The sequence below is a fragment of the Pseudomonas sp. Os17 genome, from assembly GCF_001547895.1.
GTDB lineage: Bacteria > Pseudomonadota > Gammaproteobacteria > Pseudomonadales > Pseudomonadaceae > Aquipseudomonas.
The window spans coordinates 3,926,177-3,943,675 of the sequence record NZ_AP014627.1 but is presented as its reverse complement, the minus strand read 5'-3'; the positions used below and the strand labels follow the sequence as shown (position 1 = coordinate 3,943,675).

Genomic DNA, 17,499 nt, shown 5'->3' with positions numbered 1-17,499 from the left:
TCAGCTGTCGGAAGCGATAGCCGGGTCTTGAGTGGCTTCAGCCGCCAGTTTCAATCGGTCGGCCTTGCTGATGTAGGTCGACTTCTTTTTCGGTGCCAGTTTGGCGCTGGCCTTCTTGGCGTTGGCCTTCAGCAGTTGGTTTATTTTCTTGCGGCGATTCATCGTTGTTACTCGGCGGATAAGTTGCCGGATGATATCAGCTAAGGGGATTGGGCCGTTCACCCGTGCCGAGTACGGGGCGCACCGGGTTGGCTGGCGGCCCAGGTCTGTTCGGCAGTTCTGGTCCTTGCCGTCGATCACGCAGGCCCAGGTGATGATGTCGCGACCTTGGGTGTTGAAGGTGACAAAGAGGGCCCCATGCCCCGGTCGGGGCAGATGGCCAGTGGCGTGACACTGTGCCGCACTGGCGCAATCGCAGGCTGTGGTCTTTGCTGTTTCGGGCCCGCTGGCGGGAGTGCTGGCGGGATTTGCAGCGCGCCTTGCCAAGGGCGTGCATCCGCCCCCTGAAACAAGGGGAAAGCGCGGATCGTGATCATTGTCTCGACCAAGGAGGTCAGGTTGAAAAGAAAAATGCTGGCGGCGTCGTTGCTGCTGTGGATGTTCTCGCTGACAGCGCAGGCGGACTGCGCGGTGCTCGGTCCTGGGGAAGATCCCTGTGCCGGTCCGGTGCTCGGCCCGACGGTCTGCGAGTGCCCTTGATGACTGTCCGTGCCCTCGCCAGGGCACATGGACGATTGGATGACTGACCAGGAGGTCGCAAATGAAGAAAGTATTGTTGGCGGTATTGCTGCTGTGGGGTTTCTCCCTGACTGCCCAGGCCTCGTGCCCGGTGTTCGGCCCATCCAAGGATCCGTGCAGCGGTCCGGTATTCGGTCCATCGACCTGCGAATGCCCTTGAGATAGCGGCTACGGCAGGCCCGGCGCCGATCGGGTCTGCCTGCTCAGCTGGTAGACCGGCAGGTGCCGAAGCATCTCCGACAAGTGCTTTACAAGTGGGCAATCAATTGCTGGTGATAGCCACTTTCCTCGCTCGGGGCCGGGTAGCGGCTTTCATCGATCAGCGAGCGCAACTGCTGTGAGTGGCTGGACTGCCTGAAGGCGACCTGGCATTCGGCAGCGTCGAAAAACCCTCGCAGCAATGGCAGGGCCAGAGGCAGCAGCGCAGGCTCTATCTTCAACGAGACGCTGACGATATCCAGTTGGTCGGTGGGGTCTCGGTACAGATCGATGACCAACAGGCTCTGACTCCCAGTACTCGGATAGACATGCACATCACCCGTACCGACCGGGGTGTCATCGAAGTAGCGGGTGTATAGCTGGCCAATGTCGAGGGCGATGCCCAGGGTACTCAATGCTGCCGCCAGGTCGGCGTTGGGCAGGTGCCGGTCTTCGACCCAGGTGACGAAGTCAGGCATTGAGACGCAGATGTCGAACTCATTGGCGCAGATGATGGGCGTCACTTGAAAACCTTCCTGATGGTGGAGGGCGGCTAGCCTACCACCTGGGCATGCGGCCTATGCAAACACCGCTTACGTGCGACCTCCCGTTGCTGATCGATCGAGCGAAGCCGCTCAAGGTGTGGCGCGCAGCCCCGGTTGTCCTGTAGTTTTCACCGGGGTCGGCGACAGTCTGCAACCCAGCCGGCCAGGCGCGGACGTTGGGAGTTCCGTGCATCTCAATCCAAGGAAAGTGGCCCCAGATGACTCAGCTCATTGATTTCAAATCCATCGTTGCAGCGGCGCAACGGATTGATGGATCGGTAACTCGCACGCCGACGGTCAACAGTTTGGTGCTCAGCGACAAGGCGCGGCGGCCGGTGTTTCTCAAGCTGGAAAACATGCAGGTCGGGGGTTCGTTCAAGGCCCGTGGCGTACTCAACAAGTTTTCGGCGTTTGCCGAGAATCTCGGCGACAACCACTTCGTTGCCGTCAGCGGCGGCAATTTCGGGATTGCCATCGGCGAGGCGGCCAGGAGCTTTGGCGCCAAGGTCACGGTCATCATGCCCGAGAGCGCGCCTTCCTCATCGGTCGAGCGAATTCGCGCCAGTGGCAGTTCGGTGCTGATCGAAAAAGACGTTCATGGCGCATTTGCCCGGGCCAAGGCGCTTGAGGAAGAGGGCTATGTGGTTATCGACGATTGCGCCGACACCCTGATCGCCGAGGGGCATGGAACCCTGGCCCTTGAGTTCATTGCCGACTGCCCGTCCCTGACCGACGTATTCGTCGCGGTGGGTGGCGGTGCGATGCTGGCGGGAGTGGCCACGGCGTTGAAGGCGATCAAGCCCGAGATCCGTGTCTGGGGCGTCGAGACCGCCGGCGCAAGCTCCATGCATCAGGCGTTGCAGGCAGGCAAACCGGTGGACGTGGACATCAGTTCTGTCGTCTCGACCCTGGGTGTTCCCATCATCGATGAGCTGATGTTTGCCCACGCTCGCCACTATCTGGAAGACGTGGTCGTGGTTTCTGACCATGACGCGATCAAGGGCATGGTTTGCTTCGCCCAGGACGCCAGGCAATGGGTTGAACTGGCTTGCGGAGCGCTGGTTCCGGCCATGCTGGCCACCGCGCCGACGCTGCCTGAGGACGCGGTCATCGGTCTGGTGGTCTGTGGCGGCAACATATCCCTGCAAGACATGACGAAGTGGGCTGCCTACGCGGGAATATCCTGAGCCTCCCCCAAGTATTTTTCCTTGCATCAGGAGCAGCGTTTCGGGCCATTTATGGCCCGTCGGGCCGATCCTGTGGCGTCAAGCTCATCCCAGCCAAAGAACTGAAAGCACAGAAGCATGGACAACCGAACCGACATGCAGCGCGTGATCGTTGCCTTCCTGATCATCATCCTGGCGTTAGGCGGCATCGCCTTCGTGGGCTGCTTGGCTATGCCCGTAGGGTCCTCCCGGGCCTTGGTACAGTCCTGGCGATCATGGCGCTGGGGATCACCTGCCTGCTGTGCTACCCGCTGGTCTTCGCTTATTGGCTGGTCAGCGGCAGGACAACTGGAATGCGCGACCTGTTGATTCTTCATAGCGTGGTGTCAGCAGGCTTTGTCATCTGGTACCTGATGATGGTATTCGGCTGAAGGGCGAGGGTGTCCCGACAGTGTGCCGGGGCTCTCCCCGCGTCGCGCTGTGGCGCCGAGAGGATGGCCAGAGCGGCCATCCACCACGGGTGACGAATCAGCAAAGGCTGTCGGTGGCACTGAGCATGGGCAGCGCCGGCAGGCTCGTGTCGCGAATGGCCGCTTCGAGCTTGTCCTGATAGAGGCTCAGGATGGAGTAGTCGAGTTTCTGAGTGATGCTGGCGCCGCCTGCGCAATTTTGCAGCAGCTCCTCCAGCGCGCCGGCCACCAGGTCGGCGGTGACTTGCAGGACATTCAAGCCAAACGGGCTATCGACAATGACCAGACTCGTTAAATCGTACATACAACCTCTGCGGTCACTGTGATCAACAATAATGGCTATGAGCCATCACTACTTTAACTAAACCGCCGCCGGGCTGTCACTGTGCGAGCGCGGTGGCGGCGGTTTTTTGTGCGGTGAATTTCCTGCATCCGGAGGCCGCTCTGTGTACCATTCGGGCCCGCGTAACAATCAGGTTCGATCGGCATGCTGATACTGACAAAGGGCAACCACCAGGGCCTGAGGATAGGGCCGCGCTGGCCGTCCTCAAGGGTCATGGTGGACCACCGGGCCTTTGCACAACTACTTGAGGTTCAGTCCAGGCTGCCGTGCTCTGTGCAACTGCTGGTGACCCGTGGTTACGAGCACAAAAGCAGCTACCTGGGCGCTTTCAGGAGCCTGTCACGCTGGCTGGGCATCCGCCTGTTCTGCTGGTGTTATCCGCAACGCAAGCAGGAACTTGAGGACATCTTCGGCTCCAACGGCCACGATGTGGATGGCACTCATGTCGATGTGTCGATCGTCCTCGACGGCAAGCGCTTGCGTTTCCTGCCACTGGGCGTCTTCACTTCGCCGGCGCGCCAGAACCGGCGCCAGGCGCGTTACGCGGCGCTGGTTGATGAAGTCAAGGAAACCCTCAGGCAATGTGGCTTCGAGATCCACCGCAACCCTACGGAAAGCCTGCAGATCCATTGCGACTACAAGGCTTGAGCGTGTTCAGTGCCGCCTCGGCCATGCAGCGCCCAGGGCGCTTGCCGATGCAATTAATAAGGATGTTACGTGTTGCGAAGTCTGTTGTTGCTGGTCCTGGCCCTGGGGCTCAATGGGTGCACGGCCTTGATTGCCCGTACCACTCCCTACACCTGTCCCTATATCGGCGTGCGCATGGACTGGGCCCTGGCGAAGGAAAACAACGGAGTGCTCTGGCCATTGCTGGCGCTGGATGCACCGTTTTCCGGCGTGGTGGATACGCTGATGTTTCCTTTTGAGCATCAGTACAGCTGCTCGCTTTGATACGTGAGGGCAGACAGCGTGCCGCTGTGAATGGGGAGCCGCTACTGTGTGAAAGCGCTTTGCCAACTGATCTGCGGGCTCCTTCGAGGTGCAATGCCGTCTACATTGGAGTGTGACAGAGGCCTTCTGAAGAGCATTGATATGCACAAGTCCAATCGGCTGGTTACCACTTTTGCCTGTCTTTTCCTGATCACGGCTTCTCCTCTGGTCTTGGCCGACCCGGGCGGTGGCAAGGGCCAGGGCCATTCCAGGTCTGACTCCGCCGATGAACACGGGCACGGCAACCAGAACGGACACGGCAAAGGTAAAAAGTCCGCGTCCGAGGATTGGCAGCACGGCCCCAGCATCGATCGTGGCGGTGTCGTGGGTATTCTCGGCGGGCATCGTGATTATTGGAGTCCTGGGCCGGCATTGCCTCCCGGCATCCAGAAGAACCTGGCCCGTGGCAAGCCTCTTCCTCCGGGAATCGCCAAGAAACTCGACAGCCGGCTGCTTGGCCAACTGCCTCGCTATGACGGTTACGAATGGCGACAGGCCGGAACAGACCTGATCCTGGTGGCCATTGCCAGCGGGATCATCTACGAAGTGCTGAATGACGTGTTGAACTGAGGAAGGCTGTCGAGGTTTCAGCCCATCGCGGCTGCAACCTCGACATGGGGCCCGCCGGTTCGACGGTTATTCCCAGCGCTTGAACAGCACGCTGGCATTGACCCCGCCAAAACCGAAACCATTGGACAGGGCGTATTGCATGGCCACCTGACGTGCCTGGCCGCTGACCAGGTCAAGTCCCGCAGCGTCGTGGTCGGGGTTTTCCAGGTTGAGCGTGGCCGGGGCGATCTGGTCGCGCAAGGCGAGAATGGTAAAGATCGCCTCGATCCCGCCGGCCGCGCCCAGCAAATGGCCAGTGGCGGATTTGGTGGCGCTAATGGCCGGGCCACGGCCGCTGCCAAATACGCTCCTGATCGCTGCCAGCTCGCCTTTGTCGCCCACGGGGGTGGAAGTGGCATGGGCATTCAGGTGCTGTACCTGGGCAGGCTGGACGCCGGCCTGACTCAGTGCCTGCTGCATGGCGCGCCGGGCGCCGTCGCCATCTTCCGGGCCGGCAGTCATGTGGTAGGCGTCGGCGCTGGTGCCATAGCCCACCAGTTCGGCGATGGGTTGCGCGCCTCGGGCCAGGGCATGCTCCAGCTCCTCGATGACCAGCAGACCGGCGCCTTCGCCCATGACAAACCCGTCCCGGGCCTGATCGAAGGGGCGTGAGGCACGCTCCGGCGTGTCGTTGTAATCGCTGGACAAGGCACGTGCAGCGGCGAAGCCAGCCAGGCTGACCTGGTGAATCGCCGCTTCCGCTCCGCCACAGACGGCGATATCGATTTCTCCGGCGCGGATCATTCGTGCCGCGTCACCGATGGCCTGCACCCCGGCGGCGCAGGCAGTGACAGGCGCACCCAGCGGTCCCTTGAGGCCGTGGCGGATCGAAACGTGGCCGGCGGCCATATTGCTCAGGAATGATGGAATGGTGAATGGCGACAGACGCCGCGGGCCTTTGCTGTCGCTGGTGCGCACGGCATCGGCAATGGCCGGGAAGCCTCCGACTCCCGAGGCAATGATGGTGGCGGTCCGTTCCTGGGCGGCGGCGTTATCGGGTTTCCACTGCGCCTGGGCCAGGGCTTCTTCCGCTGCGGCCAGGGCAAAGAGAATGAAGCGGTCCATCTTGCGCTGTTCCTTGGGCGTCAGCAGACGGTCCGGATCGAAGCCGGCCTGCGGATCCTGCAGCGAGTCGGGCACCTGGCCGCCAATGGTGGTGGACAGGCCCTGGATGAACTCCTCCGGCAGTTGACGGATGCCGGACTGCCCCGCCAGCAGGCGTTGCCAGACTTGCTCGACGCCACAGCCCAGGGGAGTGATTGCGCCCATGCCGGTGACTACGATGCGTTTACTCATACGGGTCCTGCTCCTTCGCTTGTTTGGGGGAACAACGAAACGTGGACGATACTATCATCATGAAAGTAACATTCGGATCCACAAAAACCGAGGTGCACTGCAGGAGCCCGTCATGCAACGAAAAAGTCTGATCGAAGCCGAATGTCCGATCGCCAGGAGCCTGGAGCGAGTCGGCGAGTGGTGGAGCATCTTGATCATGCGCGACGCGCTGCATGGCTTGAGGCGTTTCGACGAGTTCTCCCGCAGCCTGGACATTGCCCCGAACATGCTGACCCGGCGCTTGAATGCCCTGGTGGAGGCCGGGTTGCTGGAGCGCCGCGCCTACAGCGAGCGGCCCTTGCGCCATGAATATGTGCCGACCGCCAAGGGCGAGGACTTTCGCGTGGTGTTGCTGGCGTTCGTGGCATGGGGCAATCGCCACTTCGCTCCCGAAGGCGAGAGCGTGCAACTGATCGAGCGTGAAAGCGGACGACCTGTGCACCCGGTCATGGCGGATAGGGTCGACGGGCATCTGGTGGCGTTGCAGGATTGCACCGTGCAGGCCGGGCCCGCCGCCAGTGCCAGCATGCGCCAGCGCTTTGCATCTATGACGGATTGAGCGCGCCGGGGGCGGGCTGATTCTGCGCCGCGCCCGCCTCAGCTTGGGGCGCCGGTTGCTGAGACTCGATGGCCGGCATGGGGCCGCTCGCGGCAGGGTTCGGGCTAGTGGGGATCAGTTTGCCGACCACGTAGCCGCTGTGGCTGATCAGGGCCAGCAACAGCAGGGTGGTGTGCAGTTTCGGCAAATCCTGCAGAACCCAGTAGCCGGACCCCAGGCTATGACCGACGGCTGCCCCATACACCAGGATCACCACCAGGGTGATCAGCAGCATCTGCAGGCGCGGCAGGTCGACGATGGTGCCGTTACTTACGTCTTCACCGCGAATCAGATCGGCCAGTCGCGCATCCTGCGGATTACCCTTCATCAACACCTGGCCATTGGCCGATGGCATGGAAGCGAGGTTCTGGCTGTCGAGCAACTGCTGGCCGGTGCTGGCCAGCGCTCCGCTGTCGGTAGGTTGCTCGGCTTTACGGCTCAGGGCCATGGGCGCGCTGACAAAACTGGCCAGGCTGAACCCCATCAACGTGATCAGGTTGTAGTCCAGATCCACCATCAGCGCCGTGGTGGCATCGCCGCGGACAATGTTCGCGATGTACACCGTGTACAAGGTGGCCAGCACCAGCAGGGTCCACAGGCTCATCTGCAAACGCGACAGCGAGTAGCGATTGCGCTCGTCTATCAGTACCCCGAGGACGCGTCCGCGAATGCGCAGGCCGGCCAGCACGAACAGCGCGGCCAGGCCCAGCAGGCAGCAGCCCCAGGCGCCCAGTCGAGGCCAGTCGAGGTGGGGGGCAAACGGCGGGTAGGTGGTGGGGCGGGTATGACCGAGGAGGATCACCGCGGGGACGATGGCCGCCAGCAGCACGGCCAGGGTACGCAGCAGATAAGCATGAGCTTTCACGGTGGCAGGCCCTCTCCCTGTGTGGGCGGCTCATGTCCTGGTCTGCGTGAGCCGCTTTTGTACGGGCGGCGGGGCTTTTGGCGAGCGTCCCGGCGCCTGCTCTTGGGTATAGCGAATCCTGGTGCGGGCGACCGGCCGTTGGTCGGGTGCCGGGGGCGTCAGCGAGGAGGTTGCCCGCGGCGCCAGCTCGGGTGGAAGTGGCGCCAGTGAGGGTCCTGGGCCGCTGCCAGTAGCTCGTGGTCACCCCGGGTATCGCCCCAGGCCCGGACACGGTATTGGCTCAATGGGCCGTAGACGCTTTCCAGGCGCAGTACCTTGTTCTGGCAACGGCAATTGCCACCTGTGATATGTCCGGTCAGCACGCCGTCGACCACCTCCAGTTCGGTGCCGATCAGTTGGACCCCCAGGCGCGTGGCAAAAGGTTGCAGGACCAGGGCCGGCGAGGCCGAGCACAGGGTCACCCGCGCACCGGAGCGCAGTTCGTCGGCCACTGCCTGCAGACCGTTTGGACGCATCAGCCGGCTCCAGGACCGCCGGCAGAACGCTTCGGCCTGTTGTTGCACCCATGTCGCCTCGACACCGGTCAGAAAGGTGCGGATCAGTTGCGCCTTGAGTTGGTCGCGGTCCATCCGCCGGGCCAGATACTCCAGACTGGGCAAGGCCAGCCTGAGTATTTGCCGGTTGAAGCGCTGCTTGCCGAAGGCAAACCGCAGGAAGGGCACGAAGCTGTCATGGCGGGTGAGGGTGCCGTCAAAGTCGAATACCGAGAGCACCTGGGCGGCATCGGCATCGGCGTCCACGGCCAGGGCCAGGGTGTCCAGGGTGGGCGCAGGCGTTTGACCGTCTGCCGTCGAGGGAATCATGGGCGTGGGCGCAGGGGAGTGGGGCGGCATGCTGTTCTCGGTGGTTGGGGCGGCCTGCTGGTGGGGCCGCCGGGAGTGCCAGGGTTGGCAGCAGTTTACGCCTTGCTGCCGGCCGGGTGCGGATCGCCGGTGATTCACCAGCGCAGCATGGGGAGGGGCTTCCAGGGGCGAGTCAGGCATTGCTTGGCGGACAATTGAACCAGCCGCAGATGAAAGCCCGCGTCAGGAAACGCCGAAAAGACCTGCCGCCGTGCGTCCCGCGGGATGCCGAAACTGATCAGCCCCAGGGAGACATCGATCCAGTCGGCCCGCCGGAAGCTCTCCACCAGGCTGCCTGGATGCGCCGTGGCGGCACCGATCTTGTGGTGCAGTTCGATCATCGCCAGCACTTCGCTTTTCCATTCGGGCCTGGCGATTTCATCCAGATGGGCGTCGGCCAGCTGTAGTGAGGGAGGCAGGTAGTCAAAGGTGCTGGCGGTCCAGATCCCCAGGTCGTGGAAGGCGCCGGCGATGGCCAGTTCTTCCAGCTGCTGGGCGTTGGCGTCGACCAGCAGATTGCAGAAGTTGATGACTCGGTACACATGGTTGCGATAGCCGATGAAGTCCTTGCCCAGCGCCGGGCGATGGCGCTGGAGCAGTTCATCCAGAGGTTGCAGGCGGGTCAGAAGCATTGCCTCTTCCTTGTAGGACCGTCGCCTGAGCGCGGTCGTCAATGTCCGGATAACCGTGTTAGTTCGCAGTGGCGGCGCGGCTGCGCGCTCTTTCAACCATGGCCACGATGGTGGCGCGCAGTTCTTCCTGGGCGTGTTCGGGGCTGATTTCTCCCAGCGCCGCCGCGTGAGAGAGCGCTTCGGCGGCACCGAGCATTGCCCGCAAGCCGGCCGTGGTCAGACTCGCACCGGCGGCGAAGGGCTCCAGGTTGGCGCGGCATTTTTCCAAAAATAGCCGTTGGTAGTCGCGCTTGATGGCCTCCAGTTCCGGTGAGCTGGCCAGGGCCGCGATGACCCCCGGTATTTCCCGGCCCTGCAGCAGCACGCACTCCACATAAGAGCTGGCAATGACCGCGGCGCGGGCGGCCAGGGTCGGTTCGCAGGCTTCCAGGGCCTGATCCATCAGCGCGGTCTGGCGCTGGTCGAAATCCTCATAGAGCGTCGCCAGGAGCACTGCGCGGGTGGCGAAATGGTCGTAGACCACCGGCTTGGTGACCTCGGCCTGTTCCGCCAGGTGGCCCAATGTCAGGGCTTCGGTGCCGTGCTCGCGGACAATCTGCCAGGCCACGGCCATCAACTGTTGCAGGCGCTGTTCCCGGGACAGGCGGCGTCGCGGTATCGAGGCAGGGGCGGATTTCTGGTGGCTTGACATGCTTATATACCAAAGGTAACTTAAAAGACGTAACTTACTAAAAGTATATAGATCCCGGTTCATCCTGCGCAATCCGTCCTTTGGAGTACTCGTCATGCACGCTCTCATCGTGGTCGCTCATCACGACCCCAAGTCCCTGACCCACAGTCTCGCGCGGCAGATTGCCGAGGGGCTGGGGCGCTCTTGCGAACATTCCTGCGAGATCGCCGATCTGTGGGCTGAAGGATTTGACCCGCGTTTCACCGCAGCCGATATCGCGGTGCATCGCACTCAGCTGCCGCCTCCTGCGGATGTGCTCGCCGAACAGGCGCGTATCGACCGTGCCGACGCACTGGTGCTGGTCTATCCGGTGTACTGGTGGTCCATGCCGGCGTTGCTCAAGGGGTGGATCGATCGGGTTTTCGCCAATGGCTGGGCCTTCGATTTTCGAGCTGACGCCAAGCTGGTGAAGAAACTCGGACAGTTACAGGTGCACCTGCTGGGTGTGGCTGGGGCCGATGCCGGTACTTATGAGCGGCATGGTTATCGGCAGGCGATGCAGACCCAGATCGATCACGGCATCTTCGACTACTGCGGAGCCCGAGTGCTGAGCTCGCAATTGCTCTTTGATTCTGAGGGCGGCGAGGTGATCCCGGCTCTGGAACAGGCGCACGCGCTCGGACAGGCACTGTTCAGCGTCAGCCAGGCAAGCGAGTCGGCGTGAAGGTGAAAGGCGGCGTGGGAGGGGCAATGCGGGGGACGTGGTCGATGGGGTTGAGGTCTTTCAGCCCCAGCAGCACCAGGCAAAGGTGGTCAGGCAGAGCACCAGGGGCAGGGCGTCGAGAAAGTCATTCATACCAGCGCACACCATTGAGAACGGTGCCGGCAATTTATGATGGGCAGGCACGTCTGTCTGTTGCGATTCTGTGAATTTTCAGCGCACTTTTGTTTAAGCCTGGTGACGCTTGCGCGGAGTCGCCTTTCACCAGGAAAAAGCATTGGAGAGCGGGCCTGAAAAAACCAAAGACTCAAAAAAAGTGTGGATATTGAATGACTTAGGTGATTATATTTGCGTTTTTTTTCTCAAAATATCTTGTTACAGAATGTACTGTTCCGTTACTATAGCCCTGCGTTCACCTACCACGGTTTATGCATTTTTAGTCCCAAGTGTCCATCAGCTACTTGGGCTTTTTTTTGCCTGAAATTTGACCTCGCCGCCCATTGTCACGGCACATTTCCTTTGCCGGACTGACAGTCGGGCCCCTTGCAGGGCCCGTTGGTCGAACATCAGGCCGCGGGGTGCAGGACGATATGCAGTCCTTCATCCGCCTGCGGAGGCACGAAGTAGCGGCAGATCAACGCGAACTGCTCCTCGCTGGTGCTGAAGGGGTGGTCGCCCCGCTCGTTGCGCTCACGCAGCCGGGTGCGGCAGGTGTCTTCGTCCACATCCAGAAAGTGCAATCGATGGGCGACTCCGGCCCGATCCGCCAGGGCTCGCAATCCGGCGCGCTGGGCAAGGGTGTTGGCCGGAAAATCCAGTACGACATCGGTTCCAGCCTGGAGCATGGCGATCACCAGCGGCTCCAGCACGTCTTTCAGGCGTTGGGCATGCTGCAGATAGTCCGCGAGCGAGTGAATCTGGCCTGGATACAGCCGTGCCAGCCACTGGTCTTCGCTGATCAATACACTGCCGCTAGCCTGTGCCAGATGACTGGCCAAGGTGGATTTGCCCGAGGCGATCTTGCCGCATAACAGGTGCAGCGTGGCGGGGGACGATGAGTTCATGTTGTGTCTCCTGGGGGGGCGTGCCTCAGAAGAGCGGTCATGAACCCGCCTTCGAGGCGGGTTGGTTGCGGTTTGGACAGCCGCTAGCCCACCTGGCTGATGCAGGTGGTAATAATCTCGGTGCGCCGTTGCCAAAGATTCCGGTTCATGGGCTGGAACTTACACAGTGGAGGGCCGAAAACCTAGAAAATATTCGTGCAAATCCATCGATGACTGCAGGCTCGGTGGCAGGTGGCAATAGCATCGAGGAACTGTGAGGCAGTTATCATTTCTTGTGTGTTTTTCGACACACACGCTCAGATGCTGACCTATCCTCAACGGGAAAAACTCACCCCATCTCACACAGGCGAGACAGCCATGCTCTCCACCAGCGAGCTTTGTCACATACTGGAGTCCGGCTTTCTCCCCCTTTCCTGCGCCTGCAGCCTGGCTGCCAATGGCGCCCTGACCATCAAGATCTACGATGCCGAAACGGGGCGAGTGGACCTGTTGCTACCCGGGGTTTCCACCGCGGGACTCACCAGCGTGCGAGACATTTCCAATCTGATCGGCGAGTTGCGCACCGAACTGCGGGCCGGACGCAGGGCCTTTGCCGGTGGTTTCACCCATCATGCCGGCTGAATCCGCACAGCCAGTGATTGCTGACAGTTGAACATGTTATTGAGAACGCATAGCGTTATGCCGTTCGCCCGGTATCTATGACTCTTTACCGGTTCATGGATGGCGAGGTCATGTGTACTGGGCGAACTCCATTGGTCAATCGGCGAGTTTTATCGGCGCCAAGGTCATGTTTCCTCCCCCTGCCTTGTTCGCCGCATCGGACGCAGTGCCCGGGATATCCCATTTGCCAGCCATCGCAGGCACCAGTGGATTGATTCGATATCAAGGACGGCCTTCATGAACGTCGGCAATACGCGCCCTGGTAATTACACCTACGCCCAGCTGTCCAAAGTGTTGGAACTCAATCGTGGCGTTGCGCAAGTCAAGGGCGCTGAAGTTCGCGATACGCCAGTGGTAAAGCAAGTATTTTCCACCCAACTGGAGCGCGAACAGACCGCAACCAAGGACGAAGCGCTCAAGCTCAAGTTATCGCTGAGTTTTTCGGCCGAGGCCTGACCCTTGATTGCCCAGCCACGCCCCGTGCGTTCATCCGCGCTGCCCGACGCCCGCTTCAAATGCGCTGCCGCTTGATGATAAGTCGTTAAAAATCAGTTGGTTAGCTATGGATGCCATGTTAGTCTTGCCGCCGCCGACGCGGGTGCCGAGCTGCATGGCGGTCTTGTTGTCGGTAGATGAACGGATGCTGTAGATCCCTGATTTAGCGTGCTTTTTCACTGGGTTTTAGTGAGCGCAGAAGCGTTTTTTTTGCAGACTCCGTTCTTGCTTCACCTGGGCTGGATGTATATATTCCTCTCCCTGCTTCAAGCACTGGACGGGCTGATGCCTATTTACAACTCCAGTGCCGCGTGATCGCGCTACCGCCCGAATGGCGAAACTGGTAGACGCATGGGACTTAAAATCCCCCGCTCGTAAGGGCGTGCCGGTTCGATTCCGGCTTCGGGCACCATCTAAAATCAAGGGTTTACGGGCTAAAGCCAGTGTAAATGCCTGTATCTTTCCGGTCCGCAATTCTGGGCCTGGTCCGCAATTCACTTGGTAGGCATGACCTTTTTGCCCTTTCGATTGCGGATGTACTGCTCGGTCATCACCACGGTCGTATGCCCAAGTTGATCTCTGGCTTGCAAGATGTCACCGCTGGATTCAGCCTTGTCTGTGCCTGCCTTGGCGCGCAAGTCGCGCATCTGAAACTCCGCTTTCGGCACGCCGGCTGCTTCCCTTGCCAAGTCAAACCTCCTGCGCAACATCGCCACCGTCATCGGTGTGCCATCATCTGTAACGATCAACCGCGTCGAGCGGACCTTGTGTTCTGATTTCCGGGACATGATTCGATCAATCAAAACCTTCAGCTCGCCTGTTATTTCAATCCGACGTTTTGCCTTTGTCTTGCCTTGCAGTACCCATATCTGACCGTCACGCACATCGCGCTCGTCCATCAGCCGGGTGTCGGTCACCCTTTGCCCGGTCAGATAGGCGAGGTCCATTGCGTCTTGCAGACCCACGTCCGCCTTGTCGTGCACGCGCTTGAACAGCGCATCTTCGACATATGTGTCCCGGCCGGTTTCTTTGTTGCCCTTGATGCCCGCGCATGGGTTGGCAAGCGACGTGTAGCCCTTATCCCGGGCGTAATTCCAGATTGCGCTGAGCAGTGCCTTCTCGCGATTTGCCCGTACCGGCGCGGACTTGCGCCAAGTGAGGTACTGGCGAACGTGCAATGGCTCGATTGTTTCCAGCGGTGCGGGTGGATCGTCAAAGAAAGCGATCAGGTTTTTCAGCTCGCGCTTGTTGTCAGCCTGGGTGGCTGTGCCTTTGGTTGGGACGATATCGACCATGTATTTTTCCGCGACGTAGCGGAACGTGATGACCTTGGCGACCAGATTGGTTGCGGTGCGATCGCGCTCAAGCTTCGCGTACTCCATGATCGCCAAGCCGTAGTCGCTGCCCAGCGGAATTTCCTTGCGGCCCTTGCCGCCCGTGTCGTAGTAGTAAAACACTCGGCCACTGGCTTTTTTTCGTTCTCTCAGCCTGGCGATTGATCCGGGTTTGCTTGGTCGTCTTCCCATGTCAGCTGGCCTTACGTGATTTCCATGCGGGCTTTTCGGATTCAAGCGCGCCGACGGCGGTGACCGCCATTGCGGTGACACTCGGCCAACCGTTCACTTTAATCGTATGGCGAACGCCATTCTTTTTCAGGTTGAGGATCTGGCCTGCCTTTGTCCGCGCGCCGGTGAGCTCGCAAACCTCCTCGTGTGATAGAAACTGGATGGTCATGTGATGCTCCATGCCGCGCCTGGCGGCAGAAGGTGGTTATTCGGCCTGTAGCCGGTAGTAGGTGGTGCACCGGCACCGCGGGCAGATCATGTCGCTGACGCCTGAGCCGTACTTCTTGCTCGGCACCTTTAGCCGCTCGCTTTCCATGTGCTTGTTCTTGCAGCGGCAGCACTGAACTTTTATGTCGGGCATGCGTGTCTCCTGCCCGCAGAGCTGCAGGCTTTCCGATTGTTGAGTGGGGTGTTTCAGATGGTGCTTATGGGCGCCGGCGTTGCGCCGTGGCATTGTTCAGGCGTTCGCCCGGTCTATGTCTTGCCTACTGCCCTTGGCTGACTGCTCCTGGGCCGGGCGGACTCCTGCTTGGCTTTCCGACTTAGGCGCTCGCATTCAGCGGCCAGCGCCAGAAGGTTCCGCGTAGTCGGTTTGAACCCTTCAGTGTTCGGGAAGAACTGGCGCTGGTGCCCCTCGGGATATGCTTCGAACGGACCGTGCCACGGCCAGTTCATTGCCCAGTCGGCCCAGCAGGTGTAAGCGTCCTGGCCTTCGCCCCAGTAGTCCAACCCGCCGCCGACGCTCAGGACGTGCCGTACACTCGAACGTTGTTCATATGCCAGTTCTGACGGCTCATCATCACGCCATGCCTTCCCGTAAAGCCCTGGGTAAAGACCTACCAGGCGCTTGCTTAGCTTCTTCTCGACGCGAGCTTTCATGGCCTTGGCTCCTTGTAGCCGCTGCTGATGCGGTCAGCGATCCCCTCCAGGCTCTCAGCCATTGCCCACATGTCGTTATTGTCGCGGCGGGATACGACCTTGCAGCGGGCGACGTTCCGGCCTGCCAAGATCCAGGCCGCCAACCTGATCAGCCACGACTCGGCCTTTCTGCGAAAGAACCTGTTCATGGCCTTGGCCCCGTGTAGATGTTCCAGGTGATGAAAAGCACCGCGGGGAGAGCGAGCAGGATCATGGCTGCACCCTCCGAAACTCGACGACCCAGACCCAGGGGTTGGCGTCCCAGTTGCCGCCGGTGGATTGCCAGAGGTCTTTGAACGCGGCCACAGCCTCATGGCCGCGCCAGAGCGCCTTGTCCTCTATTCGCCATGCGCCTTCGGCTATGCACTGGCTTGGCGTGATCTCCTGAAGCCGCTCGACGCGCACGGCGGTGATCTCCAGCAGGATGCGGCTGTAACGCCGGTGCAGATGGATGCTTGGCACGGATCGCTCGGGCAGCAGGCCGTCATAGCTTGGGCCTGTCTGGGCATCCTCATCATCGAACAGCGAGCACAGATAAACTGTTTCGCCATGCTTTCCGCCGGCGGCGAAGTAGTGACCGTATTCGCAGTCATAGCCGAGGCTCTCGCGCACCCACAGCCGGTCACCGGGCTTTCCGTAGGGGCAGTTTGAGGAAAGGCTATGTCCTGGCACTGCTGGGACGCTGGTTATGCCGTCGCCCCATCCCGCGCCATAGACTTCCCAAAGTTTACCTTTCAGCACTGGCTGGACCTTCATGGGCCGCCGCGTGACCGTCTTCCGGCCTTCCAGGATGGCGCGCACCATCGGCGCCGAGAACAGGATCGGCCGTTCTTTAATTTCAGGCATGACTTCGTCCTTGGCCGCTATAGCGGCTGACTTGAATGTGGGGGTGGGGGGGTGGTGGCAACTTGCCTTGATTGAGCGGGCTAAGCTGACAGGTGTAAAAAGCCGTTCAACTTTGTTCCAGTAAAGGACCTGATGTGCCGCACAGCATGGATTCTACGATTGCATACGAGCACCGTGGATATACGGTTTTCATCAAGTTTGAATGGGAGCGGCCGAACGACGAAGCTCCTGCAGCTGCGCGAGTCATCCAAGTGGGCGACGTTGCGGGCCTTGGGGATGTTGCAGCAGAGCTTCAGGGCCCATGGGAGAGCTACCAAGCTGCTCTGGAGGAAGCTATTGCTGCAGCTGAGCGTTGGATCAACAGCCAGTTGCCGTAGGGTTACTGCTGGGGAGGGTTGAGACGTGCTACTTCGTCGAGGCAGCGGTTCCACTTGATAGCCAGGGTAAGGGAGTGCCCTCGACATATCGACTCGTCAATGCGCTCAGGCAGCACCACCGCAACCGGCGCGGTCTGCTTGTTCAGCTTCATCAGCGCATCGGTGACGTTGCCAAAGCCCATGTCGCGGGCCAGCTGCCAAACCTCGTCGTACAGCTCGGCCTTGTACTTGTCACTCGTTGAGCTGATAGGTTCGGGCTGCTCGGCTGGGCGGGTGTAGAGAGCGCGCAACTCGTACTCCTCCGGCATGGACTGGAAATCCTCCAGTGACCCACTGCCGACTTCTTCCCAGCAGCACGAGCCATGCGTTCGGACCATGTACACAGGCTCGGCCTGGGGCTTGGCGCCCGGCACTGCGCTGGCGGATAGGGCGGTGAGCTTCTGCCTGTACTCGACCTGGTCGTCAAAGCTGACGATGCCGCGATTGATCATTGCCAGACCCTGCTGCAGCAGCGCATCCCGCTCGGCCAGCTTGGCTTGCAATCCATGTTCGAACTCTTCGAAGCGCTCCCATTTTCCGGATAATTCATGCAGCTCAGCTTGCAGCCTCTGCGCCTCCTCGAACCAGTCACGCCTCGACAGCTCGCGCTCGTTGTTCTCTGTTTCTGCGTCGCCCAGGGCTTGGTCCCTGGCGTTGAGATCTGACTGAAGGGCAGCTACTCGCTGCTCCAGGTGTTGGGTTTCTGTGGGCATGGGGAGGCCTCCGAGTCGTCTATCTGACGGGCGGTAATTG

28 protein-coding genes and 1 tRNA gene are annotated in these 17,499 nt (G+C 60.8%); 12 read left to right on the top strand and 17 right to left on the bottom strand.

The features are described 5' to 3' along the window. Positions 1–162: a DUF2986 domain-containing protein gene (locus POS17_RS31090; RefSeq protein ID WP_082729266.1), complete on the bottom strand. Its 162-nt coding sequence runs from the start codon at positions 160–162 to the stop codon at positions 1–3. A 396-nt stretch (positions 163–558) separates the two neighbouring features. On the opposite strand from POS17_RS31090, the gene POS17_RS31785 reads away from it, so the two are divergent. Both POS17_RS31785 and POS17_RS32195 read left to right on the top strand, forming a co-directional pair. Beyond that, positions 559–699: a PA0050 family protein gene (locus tag POS17_RS31785; protein WP_003083582.1), complete on the top strand. Its 141-nt coding sequence runs from the start codon at positions 559–561 to the stop codon at positions 697–699. Between the two features lie 61 nt (positions 700–760). After that, positions 761–898, top strand: coding sequence for a PA0050 family protein (locus tag POS17_RS32195; protein WP_016966878.1), 138 nt, complete (start codon positions 761–763; stop codon positions 896–898). Between the two features lie 88 nt (positions 899–986). Here POS17_RS32195 and POS17_RS17355 read toward each other — a convergent pair whose 3' ends face one another. Next, on the bottom strand, positions 987–1,460 hold the full coding sequence (locus tag POS17_RS17355; protein WP_060839717.1) for a hypothetical protein: 474 nt from the start codon (positions 1,458–1,460) through the stop codon (positions 987–989). 239 nt (positions 1,461–1,699) lie between these two features. Between POS17_RS17355 and POS17_RS17350 the strand changes: the two genes are divergently transcribed. Together POS17_RS17350 and POS17_RS32075 are read left to right on the top strand one after the other, a co-directional pair. After that, complete coding sequence (locus POS17_RS17350; protein ID WP_060839716.1) at positions 1,700–2,668, top strand: threonine ammonia-lyase; 969 nt, start codon at positions 1,700–1,702, stop codon at positions 2,666–2,668. A gap of 254 nt (positions 2,669–2,922) precedes the next feature. After that, positions 2,923–3,078, top strand: a complete 156-nt coding sequence (locus POS17_RS32075) for a hypothetical protein (protein ID WP_159426427.1) — start codon at positions 2,923–2,925, stop codon at positions 3,076–3,078. 97 nt (positions 3,079–3,175) lie between these two features. Here the strand turns inward: POS17_RS32075 and POS17_RS17340 are convergent, their stop codons facing one another. Continuing rightward, a complete protein-coding gene (locus tag POS17_RS17340; RefSeq protein ID WP_060839714.1) occupies positions 3,176–3,421 on the bottom strand; it encodes a hypothetical protein in 246 nt (81 codons plus the stop codon). A 183-nt stretch (positions 3,422–3,604) separates the two neighbouring features. On the opposite strand from POS17_RS17340, the gene POS17_RS17335 reads away from it, so the two are divergent. The 3 genes from POS17_RS17335 to POS17_RS17325 all read left to right on the top strand — a co-directional run bounded on the left by POS17_RS17335 (position 3,605) and on the right by POS17_RS17325 (position 5,020). Beyond that, complete coding sequence (locus POS17_RS17335) at positions 3,605–4,108, top strand: hypothetical protein (RefSeq protein ID WP_060839713.1); 504 nt, start codon at positions 3,605–3,607, stop codon at positions 4,106–4,108. A gap of 69 nt (positions 4,109–4,177) precedes the next feature. Further along, the gene (locus tag POS17_RS17330; protein ID WP_060839712.1) at positions 4,178–4,411 is read left to right on the top strand and encodes a YceK/YidQ family lipoprotein; all 234 of its coding nucleotides are present in this window, start codon (positions 4,178–4,180) and stop codon (positions 4,409–4,411) included. Positions 4,412–4,552: 141 nt separating this feature from the next. Then, positions 4,553–5,020, top strand: a complete 468-nt coding sequence (locus POS17_RS17325; protein WP_060839711.1) for an anti-virulence regulator CigR family protein — start codon at positions 4,553–4,555, stop codon at positions 5,018–5,020. Between the two features lie 66 nt (positions 5,021–5,086). On the opposite strand, the gene fabF is transcribed toward POS17_RS17325, so the two are convergent. After that, positions 5,087–6,355 (bottom strand): beta-ketoacyl-ACP synthase II, encoded by a 1,269-nt coding sequence (gene fabF, locus POS17_RS17320; protein ID WP_060839710.1) that lies wholly within the window; start codon positions 6,353–6,355, stop codon positions 5,087–5,089. 112 nt (positions 6,356–6,467) lie between these two features. Here fabF and POS17_RS17315 point away from each other — a divergent pair, with 112 nt between their 5' ends. Then, a complete protein-coding gene (locus tag POS17_RS17315) occupies positions 6,468–6,953 on the top strand; it encodes a winged helix-turn-helix transcriptional regulator (protein WP_060839709.1) in 486 nt (161 codons plus the stop codon). Here POS17_RS17315 and POS17_RS17310 read toward each other — a convergent pair. From POS17_RS17310 to POS17_RS17295, 4 genes are all read right to left on the bottom strand, one after another. Then, positions 6,940–7,857: a hypothetical protein gene (locus POS17_RS17310; RefSeq protein WP_060839708.1), complete on the bottom strand. Its 918-nt coding sequence runs from the start codon at positions 7,855–7,857 to the stop codon at positions 6,940–6,942. The genes POS17_RS17315 and POS17_RS17310 overlap by 14 nt on opposite strands. 158 nt (positions 7,858–8,015) lie before the next feature. After that, positions 8,016–8,750, bottom strand: a complete 735-nt coding sequence (locus POS17_RS17305; protein WP_060839707.1) for an HAD family hydrolase — start codon at positions 8,748–8,750, stop codon at positions 8,016–8,018. 104 nt (positions 8,751–8,854) lie between these two features. Then, positions 8,855–9,391 carry a hypothetical protein gene (locus tag POS17_RS17300; protein ID WP_060839706.1) on the bottom strand — a complete coding sequence of 179 codons (537 nt, stop codon included), beginning with the start codon at positions 9,389–9,391 and terminating at the stop codon, positions 8,855–8,857. 58 nt (positions 9,392–9,449) lie between these two features. Further along, on the bottom strand, positions 9,450–10,082 hold the full coding sequence (locus POS17_RS17295; RefSeq protein ID WP_060839705.1) for a TetR/AcrR family transcriptional regulator: 633 nt from the start codon (positions 10,080–10,082) through the stop codon (positions 9,450–9,452). Positions 10,083–10,176: 94 nt separating this feature from the next. Here POS17_RS17295 and POS17_RS17290 point away from each other — a divergent pair, with 94 nt between their 5' ends. After that, complete coding sequence (locus POS17_RS17290; RefSeq protein ID WP_060839704.1) at positions 10,177–10,785, top strand: NAD(P)H-dependent oxidoreductase; 609 nt, start codon at positions 10,177–10,179, stop codon at positions 10,783–10,785. 563 nt (positions 10,786–11,348) lie between these two features. Here the strand turns inward: POS17_RS17290 and POS17_RS17285 are convergent. Continuing rightward, complete coding sequence (locus tag POS17_RS17285) at positions 11,349–11,846, bottom strand: AAA family ATPase (protein ID WP_060839703.1); 498 nt, start codon at positions 11,844–11,846, stop codon at positions 11,349–11,351. 357 nt (positions 11,847–12,203) lie between these two features. Between POS17_RS17285 and POS17_RS17280 the strand changes: the two genes are divergently transcribed. Both POS17_RS17280 and POS17_RS17275 read left to right on the top strand, forming a co-directional pair. After that, complete coding sequence (locus POS17_RS17280) at positions 12,204–12,467, top strand: DUF1652 domain-containing protein (RefSeq protein WP_060839702.1); 264 nt, start codon at positions 12,204–12,206, stop codon at positions 12,465–12,467. A 276-nt stretch (positions 12,468–12,743) separates the two neighbouring features. Then, positions 12,744–12,962: a hypothetical protein gene (locus POS17_RS17275; RefSeq protein ID WP_060839701.1), complete on the top strand. Its 219-nt coding sequence runs from the start codon at positions 12,744–12,746 to the stop codon at positions 12,960–12,962. Between the two features lie 30 nt (positions 12,963–12,992). Here POS17_RS17275 and POS17_RS31780 read toward each other — a convergent pair whose 3' ends face one another. After that, a complete protein-coding gene (locus tag POS17_RS31780) occupies positions 12,993–13,181 on the bottom strand; it encodes a hypothetical protein (RefSeq protein WP_148654976.1) in 189 nt (62 codons plus the stop codon). A 145-nt stretch (positions 13,182–13,326) separates the two neighbouring features. Between POS17_RS31780 and POS17_RS17270 the strand changes: the two genes are divergently transcribed. Beyond that, positions 13,327–13,413: transfer RNA gene (locus POS17_RS17270), tRNA-Leu, on the top strand. An 82-nt stretch (positions 13,414–13,495) separates the two neighbouring features. On the opposite strand, the gene POS17_RS17265 is transcribed toward POS17_RS17270, so the two are convergent. The 7 genes from POS17_RS17265 to POS17_RS17235 all read right to left on the bottom strand — a co-directional run bounded on the left by POS17_RS17265 (position 13,496) and on the right by POS17_RS17235 (position 17,459). Beyond that, positions 13,496–14,527 (bottom strand): site-specific integrase, encoded by a 1,032-nt coding sequence (locus POS17_RS17265; RefSeq protein ID WP_053159094.1) that lies wholly within the window; start codon positions 14,525–14,527, stop codon positions 13,496–13,498. A 1-nt stretch (position 14,528) separates the two neighbouring features. Continuing rightward, positions 14,529–14,735: a DUF4224 domain-containing protein gene (locus tag POS17_RS17260; protein WP_053159092.1), complete on the bottom strand. Its 207-nt coding sequence runs from the start codon at positions 14,733–14,735 to the stop codon at positions 14,529–14,531. Between the two features lie 36 nt (positions 14,736–14,771). Beyond that, a complete protein-coding gene (locus tag POS17_RS32190) occupies positions 14,772–14,927 on the bottom strand; it encodes a hypothetical protein (protein WP_173476958.1) in 156 nt (51 codons plus the stop codon). 113 nt (positions 14,928–15,040) lie between these two features. Then, the gene (locus POS17_RS17255; RefSeq protein WP_060839700.1) at positions 15,041–15,445 is read right to left on the bottom strand and encodes a hypothetical protein; all 405 of its coding nucleotides are present in this window, start codon (positions 15,443–15,445) and stop codon (positions 15,041–15,043) included. Further along, positions 15,442–15,633 carry a hypothetical protein gene (locus tag POS17_RS32340; RefSeq protein ID WP_060839699.1) on the bottom strand — a complete coding sequence of 64 codons (192 nt, stop codon included), beginning with the start codon at positions 15,631–15,633 and terminating at the stop codon, positions 15,442–15,444. Before POS17_RS32340 ends, POS17_RS17255 begins: the two co-directional genes overlap by 4 nt. Positions 15,634–15,694: 61 nt before the next feature. Next, positions 15,695–16,330, bottom strand: coding sequence for a hypothetical protein (locus tag POS17_RS17245; protein ID WP_060839698.1), 636 nt, complete (start codon positions 16,328–16,330; stop codon positions 15,695–15,697). 379 nt (positions 16,331–16,709) lie between these two features. Beyond that, positions 16,710–17,459 carry a hypothetical protein gene (locus POS17_RS17235; RefSeq protein WP_060839696.1) on the bottom strand — a complete coding sequence of 250 codons (750 nt, stop codon included), beginning with the start codon at positions 17,457–17,459 and terminating at the stop codon, positions 16,710–16,712. Positions 17,460–17,499: the final 40 nt, after the last annotated feature.